Genomic DNA, 17,123 nt, shown 5'->3' on the forward strand with positions numbered 1-17,123 from the left:
CCCGCCGGTTACCGGTCTTAGTCGCGGTACAGCAGCAGCGCTTCGCCCTGGCCGCCGCCGCCGCACAGGGACACGGCCGCCTTGCCGGTACCCCGGCGCTTGAGCTCGTGGGCCGCGTGCAGGGCCAGCCGGGCCCCGGAGGCCCCGATCGGGTGGCCCAGGGCGATGGCACCGCCATGGATGTTGCACTGCTCCAGCGGATAGTTGAGGTCCTTCAGGGACTGCACCGCGACGGAACCGAAAGCCTCGTTGATTTCGATGAAGTCGAGGTCCGCGGCGGACCAGCCGGCCTTGTCCAGGGCGTTCTTGATGGCGTTCGACGGCTGGGAATGCAGCGAGTTGTCCGGACCGGCGACCTGGCCCGGCTTGCCGACCACCGCGAGATACTCGAGGCCGTTGTCCTCGGCGAACTTCCGGCTGCTCAGTACCAGGGCGGCAGCGCCGTCGGACAGGGGAGAGGAGTTGCCGGCGGTGATGGTTCCGTCAGTGACGAACGCCGCGCGCAGGCCGGCCAGCGACTCGACGGTCGTGTCCGGCCGGATGCCCTCGTCGGAGGTGACGGCGATCGGATCGCCCTTGCGCTGCTTGACGCTCATCGGGGCGATCTCGCCGTCGAAGACGCCGTCCTTCGCGGCCCGGGCGGCACGCTGGTGCGACTGGGCCGCCACCTCGTCCTGGGAGGCCCGGTCAATGCCGAGGGTCAGGTTCTTGCTCTCGGTCGACAGTCCCATGGACTGCCCGTCGAAGGCATCGGTCAGGCCGTCGTGCGCGGCCACGTCCAGGGCCTGGACCGTTCCGTACGCCCAGCCCTGCCGGGAACCGGGCAGCACGTGAGGTGCGCGGGTCATGGACTCCTGGCCGCCGGCGACCACCACCGTGGCGTCCCCGCTGCGGATCATCCGGGCGGCGTCGATCACGGCGGTGAGGCCCGAGAGGCAGACCTTGTTGATGGTCACCGTCGGCACGTTCCAGCCGATGCCGGCGCCGATGGCGCTCTGGCGCGCAGGGTTCTGGCCCGCGCCGGCCTGCAGGACCTGGCCGATGATCACGCTGTCCACCTGGTCGGCCTTGACGCCGCTGGCGGCCAGGGCCGCGCGGATGGCGTGGGTGCCGAGCTCGACGGCGGTGAAGCTGGCCAGCTGCCCGTTCAGGCGCCCCTGGGGGGTGCGGGCTGCGGCGAGAATGACAACATCGTTGTTGTCTGCAGGATTGCTCATGGTGTTTTCTTCCGATCTTCTTTCGACTTATGTCTACGTTATCGTGAGCCCCGTCACCTATCCATTCGGCAGGGCGGACACGGTCGCCGCCAGGAGTCAGTGGAAATTCCGCCAAACTTCGTGCTTGCAATCCCGCCGGAAGTGGGGTAGACAAGTAGGTTGCTTTGCCGTATCGTAGATATTTGCGTCTTCCCTGTTTACCTTCAGCCTTCATATAGCGGTGGGCTTAGCCTGACAGCTGTTCCATCAATGTGCCGTCTACCACGTGCACCAGCTATGGACAGCGCGGGTCCCGGGTCATATAGCGGAACCGGACTGGTAGCGCTGCGGAGTCATTCTGCAGAGTGCATAACGGGGGAGATCTGACAACGCCTGAAGGTCTGTGGAAGGATCCCTCTTGGTCGCCTCGAGCACCTCTAATGTAAACAACGCTACCGCTATCAATGCCGACAGCACCGACGGTGCAACCCGCCGGCTCTCATTCGCAAAGATTCACGAACCCCTTGATGTTCCGAATCTGCTCGCCCTGCAAACCGACAGCTTTGACTGGCTGGTCGGGAACGAACGCTGGCAGGCGCGCGTTGCGAAGGCCGTCGAAGAAGGCGACCTCAGCGTCGCCACCTCCTCGGGTCTGTCCGACATCTTCGAAGAGATCTCCCCGATCGAAGACTTCCAGGGCACCATGTCCCTGAGCTTCTCCGAGCCGGAGTTCGCTGACCCCAAATACACCATGGCTGAGTGCAAGGACCGGGACGCAACGTACTCGGCTCCGCTGTACGTCAAGGCCGAGTTCATGAACAACAACACGGGCGAAATCAAGCAGCAGACCGTGTTCATGGGTGACTTCCCGCTGATGACCGAGAAGGGCACCTTCGTCGTCAACGGCACCGAGCGTGTCGTCGTCTCCCAGCTGGTCCGCTCGCCGGGCGCCTACTTTGAGCGCACCGCCGACAAGACCAGCGACAAGGACATCTTCACCGCGAAGATCATCCCCTCCCGCGGCGCCTGGTTCGAGCTCGAAATCGACAAGCGCGACCAGGTCGGCGTCCGTCTTGACCGCAAGCGCAAGCAGTCCGTCACCGTACTGCTGAAGGCCCTCGGCTGGACCGAAGGCCAGATCCTCGAGGAATTCGGCCAGTACGACTCCATGCGCGCCACGCTGGAGAAGGACGCCACCGAGACCCGCGAAGACGCGTTGCTGGACATCTACCGGAAGCTGCGACCGGGCGAGCCGCCCACGGTTGAGGCTGCCCAGTCCCTGCTGGACAACCTGTACTTCAACTCCAAGCGCTACGATCTGGCCAAGGTCGGCCGTTACAAGATCAACCGCAAGCTTGGCATCGACCGCTCCCTTGGCGACAAGGAAGCTTCGGTCCTGCACGTTGAAGACATCGTGGCCATGATCAAGTTCCTGGTTGCGCTGCACGCCGGCGAGAAGACCCTCATGGGCAAGCGCGACGGCCAGGACCACGAGCTCCGCGTCGAGATCGATGACATCGACCACTTCGGCAACCGCCGCATCCGCGCCGTCGGCGAGCTCATCGAGAACCAGGTCCGCACCGGCCTGTCCCGCATGGAGCGCGTTGTCCGCGAACGCATGACGACCCAGGACGTCGAGGCCATCACGCCGCAGACCCTGATCAACATCCGTCCCGTCGTGGCAGCCATCAAGGAGTTCTTCGGAACTTCCCAGCTGTCCCAGTTCATGGACCAGAACAACCCGCTCTCGGGTCTGACCCACAAGCGCCGCCTGTCCGCGCTTGGCCCGGGTGGTCTGTCCCGTGACCGTGCCGGCATGGAAGTTCGTGACGTGCACCCGTCCCACTACGGACGTATGTGCCCCATCGAAACTCCTGAAGGCCCGAACATTGGTCTGATCGGTTCGCTGGCTTCCTACGGACGCATCAACCCGTTCGGTTTCATCGAAACCCCGTACCGCCTTGTCGCCGAGGGTGTCGTCTCCGATGAGGTCAAGTACCTCACGGCCGACGACGAAGCCGAGGTCCTGATCGCACAGGCCAACGCACCGCTCGACGAGAACAAGCGTTTCGCGGAAGAGACCGTCCTGGTCCGTGCCCGCGGTGGTGGAGGCGAGCCTGTGCTGGTTCCCGCCGCCGACGTCGAGTTCATGGACGTTTCCCCGCGCCAGATGGTGTCCGTGGCTACCGCCCTGATCCCGTTCCTCGAGCATGACGATGCCAACCGTGCACTCATGGGTGCCAACATGCAGCGCCAGGCCGTGCCGCTGGTCCGTTCCGAGGCACCGTTCGTCGGTACCGGCATGGAGCGCGCCGCAGCCGTCGACGCCGGTGACGTTGTCATCGCCAAGAAGGCCGGTGTGGTTACCGAGGTCTCCGCTGAGCTGGTCATCATGCTCAACGACGACGGCACGGAAACCAACTACCGCATCAACAAGTTCGCCCGTTCCAACCAGGGCAACTGCTACAACCACCGTGTCCTGGTAAGCGAAGGCCAGCGCCTGGAGGTCGGCGGCATCATCGCTGACGGCCCGGCAACGGACCAGGGCGAGCTCGCCCTCGGTAAGAACCTGCTCGTGGCATTCATGTCATGGGAAGGCCACAACTTCGAGGATGCCATCATCCTCTCCCAGCGCATCGTGGCCGAGGACGTCCTGTCCTCGATCCACATCGAGGAGCACGAGATCGATGCCCGCGACACCAAGCTTGGTGCCGAGGAAATCACCCGTGACATCCCGAACGTGTCTGAGGAAGTCCTGGCAGGCCTGGACGAGCGCGGCATCATCCACATCGGTGCCGAGGTTGAGGCCGGCGACATCCTGGTCGGTAAGGTCACCCCCAAGGGCGAGACCGAGCTGACCCCGGAAGAGCGCCTGCTGCGCGCCATCTTCGGTGAGAAGTCCCGCGAAGTGCGCGACACCTCCCTGAAGGTGCCGCACGGCGAGTCCGGCACCGTGATCGGTGTCCGCGTCTTCGACCGCGACAACGACGACGAGCTGCCCCCGGGCGTCAACCAGCTGGTGCGCGTCTACGTCGCTGCCAAGCGCAAGATCACCGACGGCGACAAGCTCGCCGGCCGCCACGGCAACAAGGGTGTTATCTCCAAGATCCTTCCGATCGAGGACATGCCCTTCCTTGCCGACGGCACCCCCGTTGATATCGTCCTGAACCCGCTGGGTGTTCCGGGACGCATGAACGTCGGCCAGGTGCTGGAAACGCACCTCGGCTGGGTTGCCAAGACCGGCTGGAAGATCGAGGGCGAGCCCGAGTGGGTCAAGCAGCTGCCGAACCTGCCGCGCGAGAGTGGCCAGACCACTGTGGCGACGCCGGTCTTCGACGGTGCGCGTGAAGAGGAAATCACGGGCCTGCTCGATTCCACCAACGTCACCCGCGACGGCGACCGCCTGATCAACTCTTCCGGCAAGACCCGTCTGTTCGACGGCCGCTCCGGCGAGCCGTTCCCGGATCCGATCTCGGTCGGCTACATGTACATCCTGAAGCTCCACCACCTGGTGGACGACAAGATCCACGCCCGCTCCACCGGCCCGTACTCCATGATCACGCAGCAGCCGCTGGGTGGTAAGGCACAGTTCGGTGGCCAGCGCTTCGGTGAAATGGAAGTGTGGGCGCTCGAAGCTTACGGCGCCGCGTACACGCTCCAGGAACTGCTGACGATCAAGTCGGATGATATCCACGGTCGTGTGAAGGTCTACGAAGCCATCGTCAAGGGCGAGAACATCCCCGAGCCGGGCGTTCCTGAGTCCTTCAAGGTCTTGATCAAGGAAATGCAGTCGCTGTGCCTGAACGTGGAAGTGCTTTCCACGGACGGAACCACAATTGAAATGCGTGACTCTGATGACGCAGTCTTCACGGCTGCGGAAGAACTGGGCATCGATCTGTCTCGTGCAGAGCCCAGTTCCGTAGAAGAGGTTTAGCAGGGGGTTTACGACGGCGGGTTCGCACTCGCCGTCGTAAGCCACCTCCCTCTTCCCGTAACCCAAGACTTCAGAATTTAGAGAACAAGAGAGAACAGGGACCATATGTCCAGCGAATCCTCCTTCGGCCTCATGCAGATCGGCCTCGCCACCGCGGAAGACATCCGTGGCTGGTCGTACGGCGAGGTTAAGAAGCCGGAAACCATCAACTACCGCACGCTCAAGCCCGAGAAGGACGGCCTCTTCTGCGAGAAGATCTTCGGCCCGTCCCGCGACTGGGAATGCTACTGCGGTAAGTACAAGCGCGTGCGCTTCAAGGGCATCATCTGCGAGCGGTGTGGCGTTGAGGTCACCCGTGCGAAGGTCCGCCGTGAGCGCATGGGCCACATCGAACTCGCCGCCCCGGTCACGCACATCTGGTACTTCAAGGGTGTTCCCTCCCGCCTGGGCTACCTCCTTGACCTGGCACCGAAGGACCTCGAAAAGGTCATCTACTTCGCCGCCTACATGATCACGAGCGTCGACGCCGACAGCCGCCACGAAGAACTGCCCAACCTCCAGGTTGAGCACGACATCGAGAAGAAGCAGCTGATCGACAACCGCGACTCGGACATCGCCACGATCGCCCGCGACCTTGAGAACGAGCTTGCCCGTCTCGAAGGCGAAGGCGCGAAGGCTGCCGACAAGAAGAAGGCCCGCGACTCCGCTGACCGCCAGATGGCGAACGTCCGCAAGCGTGCCGACGCCGAAATCGAGCGCCTCGAGCAGGTCTGGGACCGCTTCAAGAACCTCAAGGTCGCCGACCTCGAAGGTGACGAAGGCCTGTACCGCGAACTGCGCGACCGCTACGGCATGTACTTCGAAGGCTCCATGGGTGCCGAGGCCATCAAGAAGCGTCTTGAGAACTTCGACATGCAGGCCGAGTCGGACATGCTGCGCGACATCATCGCCAACGGCAAAGGCCAGCGCAAGACCCGTGCCCTGAAGCGGCTCAAGGTGGTCAACGCGTTCCTGACGACCAACAACAGCCCGCTCGGCATGGTGCTGGACGCCGTCCCGGTGATCCCGCCGGAACTGCGCCCGATGGTCCAGCTGGACGGTGGCCGCTTCGCGACCTCCGACCTCAACGACCTCTACCGCCGCGTGATCAACCGCAACAACCGCCTCAAGCGCCTGCTTGACCTCGGTGCTCCGGAGATCATCGTCAACAACGAGAAGCGCATGCTTCAGGAAGCTGTTGACAGCCTCTTCGACAACGGCCGCCGCGGCCGTCCGGTCACCGGACCGGGCAACCGTCCGCTGAAGTCCCTGAGCGACATGCTCAAGGGCAAGCAGGGCCGTTTCCGCCAGAACCTCCTCGGCAAGCGCGTCGACTACTCCGGCCGTTCGGTCATCGTCGTCGGCCCGCAGCTGAAGCTGCACCAGTGTGGTCTGCCCAAGCAGATGGCCCTGGAGCTCTTCAAGCCGTTCGTGATGAAGCGCCTGGTGGACCTCAACCACGCCCAGAACATCAAGTCGGCCAAGCGCATGGTGGAGCGTTACCGTCCGCAGGTCTGGGACGTCCTCGAAGAGATCATCACCGAGCACCCCGTGCTGCTGAACCGTGCACCTACCCTGCACCGTCTCGGCATCCAGGCGTTCGAGCCGCAGCTTGTTGAAGGCAAGGCAATCCAGCTGCACCCGCTGGTTTGTGGCGCTTTCAACGCCGACTTCGACGGCGACCAGATGGCAGTCCACCTGCCGCTGAGCCCCGAGGCCCAGGCCGAGGCCCGCATCCTGATGCTCTCCTCGAACAACATCCTGAAGCCGTCTGACGGCCGCCCGGTGACCCTGCCGTCGCAGGATATGATCATCGGTCTCTACCACCTGACCACCAAGCGTGTCGGTTCAGCTGGCGAAGGCCGGATCTTCTCCTCGGTCGCGGAAGCCATCATGGCCTACGACCTTCACGAGCTGCACCTGAACTCCAAGGTCAAGATCCGGCTCGAGGGCTTCGTGCCCTACGCCGGCTGGGAAGCCCCGGAGGGCTGGGAGCCCGGTCAGATGGCACTGGTCGAGACCTCCCTCGGCCAGGTCATCTTCAACCAGACGCTGCCCGCGGATTACCCGTGGGTTGAGGATGTTGCCGACAAGGGCGAGCTGTCCCGGATCGTCAACGACCTCGCCGAGCGCTACCCGAAGGTGATCACGGCGGCAACGCTGGACAACCTGAAGGATGCCGGTTTCTACTGGGCCACCCGCTCCGGCGTGACCGTTGCCATCTCCGACATCGAGGTGCCCACGGACAAGCCGCGGATCCTCGCCGGTTACGAGACCATGGCCGCCAAGATCCAGGGCCAGTACGACAAGGGCCTGATCGACGACGACGAGCGTCGCCAGGAACTGATCGAGATCTGGAACAAGGCAACGAACGAGATCGCCCAGGCGATGCGCGACAGCCTGTCCCCGATGAACACGATCAACCGCATGGTGTCCTCGGGCGCACGTGGTAACTGGATGCAGGTCCGTCAGATCGCGGGTATCCGTGGCCTGGTGGCCAACCCTAAGGGTGAAATCATCCCGCGTCCGATCAAGTCCTCCTACCGCGAGGGCCTCTCGGTGCTGGAATACTTCATCGCCACGCACGGTGCCCGTAAGGGTCTGGCTGACACCGCCCTGCGTACCGCCAACTCGGGTTACCTGACCCGTCGTCTGGTGGACGTGTCGCAGGACGTCATTGTCCGCGAAGAGGACTGCGGTACCGAGCGCGGCCTGATGACCGCCATCGCGGTGGCCGACGCCAACGGCGTCCTCGTCCTGGACGAGAACGTCGAGAACAGCGCCTACGCCCGCACCCTGGCCGTCGACGTCGTCGACTCCAAGGGCAAGGTCCTGGCAGCTGCCGGCACCGACTGCGGCGACGTCGTCATTGCCGAACTGTTCGCAGCCGGCATCACCGAGGTCAAGGTCCGCTCCGTACTCACCTGTGAGTCCAGCGTCGGCACCTGCGCCCTGTGCTACGGCCGTTCGCTGGCCACTGGCAAGACCGTCGACATCGGTGAGGCCGTGGGCATCATTGCCGCGCAGTCCATCGGTGAGCCGGGTACCCAGCTGACCATGCGTACGTTCCACACCGGTGGTGCTGTTTCCGCCAGCGGTGGCGACGACATCACCCAGGGTCTGCCCCGTATCCAGGAGCTCTTCGAAGCCCGTACTCCGAAGGGTGTCGCACCGATTGCTGAAGCAGCCGGCCGCATCACCATCGAAGAGTCCGAGCGCCAGATGCGCCTGGTCATCACCCCGGATGACGGATCTGAAGAGATCGCCTACCCGGTGCTGCGCCGTTCACGTCTTCTCATCGAAGACGGCGATCACGTCAGCGTTGGCCAGAAGCTCATCAACGGCCCGGTCGACCCCAAGCAGGTGCTGCGCATCATGGGTCCTCGTGCCGCGCAGAAGTTCCTGGTGGATGAAGTCCAGGGCGTGTACCGCAGCCAGGGCATCGGTATCCACGACAAGCACGTCGAGGTTATCGTCCGCCAGATGCTGCGCCGCGTCACGGTCATCGAGTCCGGCGAATCGGATCTGCTGCCCGGCGAGCTCGCCGAACGCAGCCGTTTCGAAGAGGCCAACCGCCGCGTTGTGTCCGAGGGCAAGACGCCGGCATCCGGGCGTCCCGAGCTCATGGGCATCACCAAGGCGTCTCTGGCGACCGAGTCCTGGCTGTCCGCAGCTTCCTTCCAGGAGACCACCCGCGTCCTGACGCAGGCGGCCATGGAAGGCAAGAGCGATCCGCTGCTCGGCCTCAAGGAAAACGTCATCATCGGTAAGCTCATCCCGGCCGGCACGGGTCTCCCGCGCTACACCGAGGTCACCGTGGAACCCACTGAAGAAGCAAAGGCCAACCTGTTCACCGGCCCCAGCGCATTCAGTGACTTCTCCTACGACTCGCTGGGCGGCGACGGAGCTCCCGAGTTCCACGCCATCCCGCTGGATGACTACGATCTCGGCAGCGACTTCCGCTGAGCTGAGTGACTGACAGGCCCCGTTCCCACCTCGGTGGGCGCGGGGCCTTTCCAGTGGTAAAACCCCGCCGATTAAGGGCTGGGACCCGTCCGTGTTAGACTTGAGACTAATTGTTATTGTGGCAGTGGATGAGTGCGCCGGTTTGAGCCAGACAGCTTGCAGCTGAAAGGTTCAACCAGGACGACGTTTCCGGTTTGCAGGGTTCTTGTGCAACGTATGCCACATTTTCGCATGCCTAGGGGCAGTTCGGGTCGAAAGTCCTTGGACCCCGGCGTGCGGTCCGACTATTAAGGCTTCGCCTCAGCTGCTCTGGAGAGAACTTCAAAGCTCGGGCGGCGAGGCGCAGCGACAAGAGAGCGGCCGCCAACGGCCGCTCCGGATAAAACGGAGAACACGAGAGTGCCTACGATTAACCAGCTGGTCCGCAAGGGCCGCACGCCTAAGGTCAAAAAGACCAAGGCTCCCGCGCTTAACGGCAGCCCGATGCGCCGCGGTGTTTGCACCCGCGTTTACACGACGACCCCGAAGAAGCCGAACTCGGCTCTGCGTAAGGTTGCTCGCGTACGCCTCAACGGCGGCATTGAAGTCACCGCATACATCCCCGGTGTGGGCCACAACCTGCAGGAGCACTCCATTGTGCTCGTCCGCGGCGGCCGCGTGAAGGACCTTCCGGGTGTCCGCTACAAGATCGTCCGTGGCGCCCTCGATACCCAGGGTGTCAAGAACCGTAAGCAGGCTCGCAGCCGCTACGGCGCAAAGATGGAGAAGAAGTAATATGCCTCGCAAGGGTCCGGCCCCCAAGCGGCCGCTAGTTCTAGATCCCGTTTACGGCTCCCCGCTGGTCACCCAGCTCATCAACAAGGTGCTGGTTGACGGCAAGAAGTCCACCGCCGAGCGCATCGTTTACGGTGCACTCGAGGGTGCTCGCGCCAAGTCCGGCGGCGACCCCGTTGCAGCCCTCAAGAAGGCTATGGAGAACGTCAAGCCTTCGCTTGAGGTCCGCTCCCGCCGTGTTGGTGGCGCCACCTACCAGGTTCCCGTTGAGGTCAAGCCGGGCCGTTCCACGGCCCTCGCCCTCCGCTGGCTGGTTGGCTACTCCAAGGCCCGCCGCGAAAAGACCATGACCGAGCGCCTCCAGAACGAAATCCTGGATGCCTCGAACGGTCTCGGTGCCGCTGTGAAGCGTCGCGAAGACACCCACAAGATGGCCGAGTCCAACAAGGCCTTCGCACACTACCGCTGGTAATACTTCCCGGACGCCGCCGGCTCGACTGAGCCGGCGGCGAACGTGCAGTCCATCCGAAAGGGAGACACCGTGGCACAGGACGTGCTTACCGACCTTAGCAAGGTCCGCAATATCGGCATCATGGCCCACATCGATGCCGGCAAGACCACTACTACCGAGCGCATCCTCTTCTACACGGGTGTGAACCACAAGATCGGCGAAACGCACGACGGCGCTTCGACGACTGACTGGATGGAACAGGAAAAGGAACGCGGCATCACCATCACGTCTGCCGCCGTGACCTGCTTCTGGGAAAACAACCAGATCAACATCATCGACACCCCCGGCCACGTGGACTTCACGGTCGAGGTTGAGCGCTCCCTGCGCGTCCTCGACGGCGCAGTCGCCGTGTTCGACGGCAAGGAAGGCGTGGAGCCGCAGTCCGAGACTGTTTGGCGCCAGGCTGACAAGTACAACGTTCCGCGCATCTGCTTCGTCAACAAGATGGACAAGCTCGGCGCTGACTTCTACTTCACCGTCGACACCATCATCAGCCGCCTCGGTGCCAAGCCGCTCGTCATGCAGCTGCCGATCGGCGCCGAGAACGACTTCATCGGCGTCGTCGACCTCCTTTACATGCGTTCGCTGGTATGGCCCGGCGACGCCAAGGGTGACGTCACCATGGGCGCCAAGTACGAGATCCGCGAGATCCCGGCTGACCTCCAGGCGAAGGCCGAAGAGTACCGCGCAACGCTCATTGAGACCGTTGCCGAGTCCTCCGAGGAACTCATGGAGAAGTACCTTGAGGGCGAAGAGATCAGCATCGATGAGCTCAAGGCCGGCATCCGCAAGATGACGATCAACTCTGAGATCTACCCGGTCTTCTGTGGTTCTGCATTCAAGAACCGCGGCGTTCAGCCCATGCTCGACGCTGTGGTGGACTACCTGCCGAACCCGCTCGACGTCCCGCCGATGATCGGTCACGATCCCCGCGACGAAGAGAAGGAGCTTACCCGTAAGCCCTCCTCTGAAGAGCCCTTCTCCGCACTGGCGTTTAAGATCGCCGCGCACCCCTTCTTCGGCCAGCTGACCTTCGTCCGCGTGTACTCCGGTCACGTGGAAGCAGGCTCGCAGGTGGTCAACTCCACCAAGGGCAAGAAGGAGCGCATCGGCAAGCTGTTCCAGATGCACGCCAACAAGGAAATGCCCGTCGAGGGCGCTACCGCCGGCCACATCTACGCAGCGATCGGCCTCAAGGACACCACCACGGGCGACACCCTGTGCGATCCGGCCAACCAGATTGTCCTCGAGTCCATGAGCTTCCCGGAGCCCGTGATCTCGGTTGCGATCGAGCCGAACACGAAGGGTGACCAGGAGAAGCTCTCCACGGCCATCCAGAAGCTCTCCGCTGAGGACCCGACCTTCCAGGTCTCCCTCAACGAGGACACCGGCCAGACCATCATCGCCGGCATGGGCGAGCTCCACCTGGACATCCTGGTGGACCGCATGCGCCGCGAATTCAAGGTCGAGGCAAATGTTGGCAAGCCGCAGGTTGCTTACCGCGAAACCATCAAGCGTGCTGTAGAGCGTCACGACTACACGCACAAGAAGCAGACCGGTGGTTCCGGCCAGTTCGCAAAGATCCAGATCGCGATCGAGCCGCTGGACACCTCAGGTGGCGAGCTGTACGAGTTCGAGAACAAGGTCACCGGTGGCCGCGTTCCGCGCGAGTACATCCCGTCGGTCGACGCCGGCATCCAGGATGCGCTTAACGACGGCGTCCTGGCCGGTTACCCGGTTGTCGGCATCAAGGCGACGCTGATTGACGGCGCTTACCACGATGTTGACTCCTCGGAAATGGCGTTCAAGATCGCCGGCCGTATGGCTTTCAAGGAAGCCGCACGCAAGGCGAACCCTGTCCTGCTCGAACCGCTGATGGATGTCGAGGTCCGCACCCCTGAGGAATACATGGGTGAAGTTATCGGTGACCTCAACTCCCGCCGTGGCCAGATGCAGTCCATGGAAGATGCCCAGGGCGTCAAGGTTATTCGCGCACACGTCCCGCTGTCCGGCATGTTCGGCTACATCGGTGACCTGCGCTCGAAGACCCAGGGCCGCGCTGTGTACTCCATGACGTTCAACAGCTACGCCGAGGTCCCGAAGGCAGTCGCCGACGAGATCATCCAGAAGAACCGCGGCGAGTAGTCTTCTAGACGCCTCGCAGCAACAAGAAACTCGGGTGCGTCTCCGCCAGCGGAGACACATCTGGTGCAAGTGGCCGGACTCCGGTCAGCTGTAGTCCGGCCAGGCCGGAGTTCGGCCGCCTGCACGAACAGGCTCTAGGCACTAGCATTAGTACCTGAATCTGCAATTTCATCAATCCAAAGCCCCCCAAGTAGACTTACTGGAGTTTCTGCCGCGACAAGCGCGGCCGAAGGGTAAGTCAATTTGAAAACGTTCTAGGAGGAACCTGTGGCAAAGGCAAAGTTCGAGCGGACTAAGCCGCACGTTAACATCGGTACCATTGGTCACGTTGACCACGGTAAGACGACGCTGACGGCCGCCATTTCCAAGGTGCTGTACGACAAGTACCCGACTCTCAACGAGAAGCGTGACTTCGCGTCGATTGACTCTGCTCCCGAAGAGCGTCAGCGCGGCATTACCATCAACATCTCCCACGTTGAGTACCAGACCGAGAAGCGCCACTACGCACACGTAGACGCTCCGGGTCACGCTGACTACATCAAGAACATGATCACCGGCGCTGCTCAGATGGACGGTGCAATCCTCGTGGTTGCCGCCACTGACGGCCCGATGGCTCAGACCCGCGAGCACGTTCTGCTCGCCCGCCAGGTTGGCGTTCCCTACCTGCTGGTCGCGCTGAACAAGGCTGACATGGTTGACGACGAAGAGCTCCTCGACCTCGTTGAAATGGAAGTTCGCGAGCTGCTCAGCTCGCAGGGCTTCGATGGCGACGAGGCTCCGGTTGTTCGCGTTTCCGGCCTGAAGGCCCTCGAAGGCGACCCCGTCTGGGTCAAGTCCGTTGAGGACCTCATGGCTGCTGTCGACGAGTCCGTTCCGGACCCCGTACGTGACCGTGACAAGCCCTTCCTGATGCCGATCGAAGATGTCTTCACGATCACCGGCCGTGGCACCGTTGTTACGGGCCGCGCCGAGCGTGGAACCCTCGCCATCAACTCCGAGGTCGAGATCGTCGGCATCCGCCCGGTCCAGAAGACCACGGTTACCGGTATCGAGATGTTCCACAAGCAGCTCGACGAAGCATGGGCCGGCGAGAACTGTGGCCTCCTGCTCCGCGGTCTGAAGCGCGACGATGTCGAGCGTGGCCAGGTTGTCGTCAAGCCGGGTTCCATCACCCCGCACACCGACTTCGAGGCTAACGTCTACATCCTCTCCAAGGACGAAGGCGGACGTCACAACCCGTTCTACTCCAACTACCGCCCGCAGTTCTACTTCCGCACCACGGACGTAACCGGCGTTATCACCCTGCCGGAAGGCACGGAAATGGTTATGCCCGGCGACAACACTGAGATGACCGTTGCGCTCATCCAGCCGATCGCAATGGAAGAGGGCCTCGGCTTCGCTATCCGCGAAGGCGGCCGCACCGTTGGTTCAGGACGCGTCACCAAGATCATCAAGTAATTACTTGCCGATCTGATGCTTTGCCCCTGATCAGCCAGCCGTCTGGCAGCTGAGAAGAGGATCGGGAACAGCCCCGCTGCACTTGCAGCGGGGCTGTTCCTTTTAAGTTCCTGATACCTTTGCAGGAAGGGAAGGGAGCTCACCATGGGCTGGTTCATTTTTCTGTTGATCGCCGCCGCGGTCGTTGTCGCGTTCTTTTGGGCGAAGAGGCACTTCCGCCAGGAGATCGAGCGCGCCAAGCGCATCAATAGGTCCAACCGCAACCAGTAGCAGCGGCCGGGCGGGGCTCAGGCCCGGCGTGCCCGCGCGAGGGCCTGGTACCAGTAGTACGAGTCTTTCGGCGTGCGCTTGAGGCTCGTGAAATCGACGTGCACCAGGCCGAAGCGCTGCGAGTAGCCGGCCGCCCATTCGAAGTTGTCCATCAACGTCCAGACGTAATAGCCGAGCAGTTCGACGTCGTGGGCCACGCCCCCGGGGGAGGTCGCCTCCACCGCCTGGCTGAGGTGTGCGGCGAGGTAGCTGATCCGGCCGGCATCGGGAATGGGGCCGGTGACGTGGTCCGGTTCGGGGAAGCTCGCCCCGCTCTCGGTGATGTAGAGCGGCGGCAGCGAGGACCCGTACCGGTCCTTCAGCTCCCGGAGCAGGATCCCCAGGTGGTCCGGAGCGACCGGCCAGCCGAATCCTGTGCGTTCATACTCCGGGAACGCGGCCATGTGGAACGGGACTTTCAGCATCGCCTCTGCGGTTGCCGAGGGGCTGTCGACGCCGCGTCCCGTGGCCACCTTCACGGGGTAGTAATAGTTCAGGCCGTAGAAATCCAGCGGCTGGTGGATCGTGGCCAGATCCGCGTCGCTGATGCTCCGCATTGAACGGAACCACGGCCGGGCGATCAGCGGCAGCCGGGGAAAGCGGCCCAGGAGGATCGGGTCAGCGTAGAGCCGGTTCAGCACGAAGTCGAACACCCTGGCCAGCATCCTGTCTGTTGGCGAACCCGAAGCAGGCCGGACGGGGGAATGCAGGTTCGTGACCCCGACGGCGCCGGCGACGCCCTCCGCGCGCAGCGCCTGAACCGCCAGCCCGTGCCCCAGGAGCTGATGCCGCACCGACGGCAGGGCATCGAAGAGCAGGCCTCGGCCGGGTGCGTGGACGCCCAGGGCGTAGCCGTTCAGGGTAACCGAGGCGGGCTCGTTCAGCGTCACCCACTGCGCCACGCGGTCGCCGAACCGCTTGCCGGCGGCCGCGCTGTACTCGGCGAACCGTTCCGCCGTCGAACGGTTCATCCAGCCGCCCCGGTGCTCGAGGGGCAGCGGCGTATCCCAGTGGTAGAGAGTGGCCATGGGGGAGATGCCGGCGGCGAGGAGCCGGTCGATCAGGCGGTCGTAGAAGTCCAGCCCGGCCGAATTGAAGCGGCCGCTGCCCTCGGGCTGGACCCGCGGCCACGAGATCGAAAAGCGGTAGGAATCGATCCCGAGATCCCGCATCAGTTCGATGTCTTCCTCGGCGCGGTTGTAGTGGTCGCAGGCCACGGCGGGGGAGTGCCCGTGCAGGATGTTGCCGGGCTTTTCGGCAAAGGCGTCCCAGCCGGAGGGCCCGCGGCCGCCGGCGGCAAGGCTGCCCTCGATCTGGAATGCCGCGGAGGAAACACCCAGGGTGAATCCCGGGCTCAGGCGTGCGGCGAGGGCCTGAACTGCTACAGAGTCCTGCACAGTCATGCCCCTATCATCCATTCGACGGCGATTCAGGACAATGGCCCTCCGGCAGTGATTGCACCGCCGTGCAGAGGGCTGATTCGCTTCTGCCCGCAAATTCCGGCATACTAGATGAGTTGTTCAAGCGCTCTTTCGCGTCCCGATCCGGATAATGCCGGATGCCAGGGTCCAAGTAAGAGACCAAACATAACCCACTCCCCATGGAATTGCGGACGCGTACGTGTGAAAACATGCGACACGCCCGACCGCGGGGGTCGGTTGCGTCGGCAGGTTGAGGAACCCGGATCTTTCCGGATTCAGCTTGTGCGGCGGGTGGTAGTCACGACTTCAAATGCTTCGGCAGCCATACAACTAGTAAGTGAACAGGGCAGCCCTAATCAGGGGAAGCACAGACTGAAAGAGAGTCAGGCGACATGGCGGGACAAAAAATCCGCATCCGGCTGAAGTCATATGACCACGAGGTCATTGACGTTTCAGCACGGAAGATCGTTGAGACGGTCACGCGCGCAGGCGCAACTGTAGTTGGCCCCGTGCCGCTGCCGACGGAGAAGAACGTTTACTGCGTTATTCGCTCTCCGCACAAGTACAAGGACAGCCGCGAGCACTTCGAAATGCGCACGCACAAGCGTCTTATCGACATCATCGACCCCACGCCCAAGGCTGTTGATTCGCTCATGCGTCTCGACCTGCCGGCCGACGTGAACATCGAAATCAAGCTGTAGGGAGGTGCTGAGAGACTATGACCGCAACCCGTAACGTAAAGGGCCTGCTGGGCACGAAGCTCGGCATGACCCAGGTCTGGGACGAGAACAACAAGCTCATCCCCGTCACTGTGGTCCAGGCTGACTCGAACGTCATCACGCAGCTGCGCAACGCAGAAACTGATGGCTATGTCGCCGTTCAGATCGGCTACGGCCAGATCGATCCCCGCAAGGTCACCAAGCCGCTGGCTGGTCACTTTGAAAAGGCAGGCGTCACGCCTCGCCGCCACGTCGTAGAACTGCGCACTGCAGATGCTGACTCTTACGAGCTGGGCCAGGAGCTCTCCGTAGAGCTCTTCGAAGCCGGCCAGAAGATCGACGTCGTTGGCACCACTAAGGGTAAGGGCTTCGCCGGTGTTATGAAGCGTCACGGCTTCCACGGCGTTGGAGCTTCCCACGGTGCCCACAAGAACCACCGTAAGCCCGGTTCAATCGGTGGCGCATCCACCCCGAGCCGCGTCTTCAAGGGCATGAAAATGGCCGGCCGCATGGGCGCCGTTCGTCACACCACGCTGAACCTCACGGTCCACGCGGTTGACGTCGAGAAGTCGCTGCTCCTGATCAAGGGCGCCGTTCCCGGCGCCCGCGGCCAGGTCGTACTCGTACGCACCGCCGTGAAGGGAGCCTAGT

At 63.1% G+C, this 17,123-nt stretch carries 11 protein-coding genes; 9 read left to right on the forward strand and 2 right to left on the reverse strand.

Annotated features, from left to right (window positions below):
- Positions 1-17: 17 nt before the first annotated feature.
- Complete coding sequence (locus AC1DDH_RS03805; RefSeq protein ID WP_459385405.1) at positions 18-1,217, reverse strand: acetyl-CoA C-acetyltransferase; 1,200 nt, start codon at positions 1,215-1,217, stop codon at positions 18-20.
- Between the two features lie 397 nt (positions 1,218-1,614).
- Between AC1DDH_RS03805 and rpoB the strand changes: the two genes are divergently transcribed.
- The 7 genes from rpoB to AC1DDH_RS03840 all read left to right on the forward strand — a co-directional run bounded on the left by rpoB (position 1,615) and on the right by AC1DDH_RS03840 (position 14,293).
- Complete coding sequence (gene rpoB, locus AC1DDH_RS03810; RefSeq protein ID WP_028275121.1) at positions 1,615-5,130, forward strand: DNA-directed RNA polymerase subunit beta; 3,516 nt, start codon at positions 1,615-1,617, stop codon at positions 5,128-5,130.
- A 105-nt stretch (positions 5,131-5,235) separates the two neighbouring features.
- Positions 5,236-9,135 carry a DNA-directed RNA polymerase subunit beta' gene (locus AC1DDH_RS03815; protein WP_223913813.1) on the forward strand — a complete coding sequence of 1,300 codons (3,900 nt, stop codon included), beginning with the start codon at positions 5,236-5,238 and terminating at the stop codon, positions 9,133-9,135.
- A gap of 399 nt (positions 9,136-9,534) precedes the next feature.
- A complete protein-coding gene (gene rpsL / locus AC1DDH_RS03820) occupies positions 9,535-9,909 on the forward strand; it encodes a 30S ribosomal protein S12 (RefSeq protein ID WP_018773658.1) in 375 nt (124 codons plus the stop codon).
- 1 nt (position 9,910) lies between these two features.
- The gene (rpsG, locus tag AC1DDH_RS03825) at positions 9,911-10,381 is read left to right on the forward strand and encodes a 30S ribosomal protein S7 (RefSeq protein WP_011692813.1); all 471 of its coding nucleotides are present in this window, start codon (positions 9,911-9,913) and stop codon (positions 10,379-10,381) included.
- A 69-nt stretch (positions 10,382-10,450) separates the two neighbouring features.
- Positions 10,451-12,565 (forward strand): elongation factor G, encoded by a 2,115-nt coding sequence (fusA, locus tag AC1DDH_RS03830; RefSeq protein ID WP_079550516.1) that lies wholly within the window; start codon positions 10,451-10,453, stop codon positions 12,563-12,565.
- Positions 12,566-12,832: 267 nt separating this feature from the next.
- The gene (gene tuf, locus AC1DDH_RS03835) at positions 12,833-14,023 is read left to right on the forward strand and encodes an elongation factor Tu (protein ID WP_018773660.1); all 1,191 of its coding nucleotides are present in this window, start codon (positions 12,833-12,835) and stop codon (positions 14,021-14,023) included.
- A 144-nt stretch (positions 14,024-14,167) separates the two neighbouring features.
- Positions 14,168-14,293, forward strand: a complete 126-nt coding sequence (locus AC1DDH_RS03840; RefSeq protein ID WP_256860042.1) for a hypothetical protein — start codon at positions 14,168-14,170, stop codon at positions 14,291-14,293.
- Positions 14,294-14,310: 17 nt separating this feature from the next.
- On the opposite strand, the gene AC1DDH_RS03845 is transcribed toward AC1DDH_RS03840, so the two are convergent.
- Positions 14,311-15,735, reverse strand: a complete 1,425-nt coding sequence (locus AC1DDH_RS03845; protein ID WP_476887031.1) for a GH1 family beta-glucosidase — start codon at positions 15,733-15,735, stop codon at positions 14,311-14,313.
- Between the two features lie 410 nt (positions 15,736-16,145).
- Between AC1DDH_RS03845 and rpsJ the strand changes: the two genes are divergently transcribed.
- Together rpsJ and rplC are read left to right on the forward strand one after the other, a co-directional pair.
- Positions 16,146-16,454, forward strand: coding sequence for a 30S ribosomal protein S10 (gene rpsJ, locus AC1DDH_RS03850; RefSeq protein ID WP_003803825.1), 309 nt, complete (start codon positions 16,146-16,148; stop codon positions 16,452-16,454).
- A gap of 17 nt (positions 16,455-16,471) precedes the next feature.
- Positions 16,472-17,122, forward strand: coding sequence for a 50S ribosomal protein L3 (gene rplC, locus AC1DDH_RS03855; RefSeq protein WP_003803812.1), 651 nt, complete (start codon positions 16,472-16,474; stop codon positions 17,120-17,122).
- Position 17,123: the final 1 nt, after the last annotated feature.

It is taken from the genome of Arthrobacter sp. 10T425, from assembly GCF_056393985.1.

Excerpts from the sequence above, each read along its gene's own strand:
- rpsJ (WP_003803825.1), top strand. The coding sequence starts at position 16,146 with ATGGCGGGACAAAAAATCCGCATCCGGCTGAAGTCATATGACCACGAG.
- rpsG (WP_011692813.1), top strand. The coding sequence starts at position 9,911 with ATGCCTCGCAAGGGTCCGGCCCCCAAGCGGCCGCTAGTTCTAGATCCC.
- AC1DDH_RS03815 (WP_223913813.1), top strand. The coding sequence starts at position 5,236 with ATGTCCAGCGAATCCTCCTTCGGCCTCATGCAGATCGGCCTCGCCACC.
- rplC (WP_003803812.1), top strand. The coding sequence starts at position 16,472 with ATGACCGCAACCCGTAACGTAAAGGGCCTGCTGGGCACGAAGCTCGGC.
- AC1DDH_RS03845 (WP_476887031.1), bottom strand. The coding sequence starts at position 15,735 with ATGACTGTGCAGGACTCTGTAGCAGTTCAGGCCCTCGCCGCACGCCTG.
- AC1DDH_RS03840 (WP_256860042.1), top strand. The coding sequence starts at position 14,168 with ATGGGCTGGTTCATTTTTCTGTTGATCGCCGCCGCGGTCGTTGTCGCG.
- AC1DDH_RS03805 (WP_459385405.1), bottom strand. The coding sequence starts at position 1,217 with ATGAGCAATCCTGCAGACAACAACGATGTTGTCATTCTCGCCGCAGCC.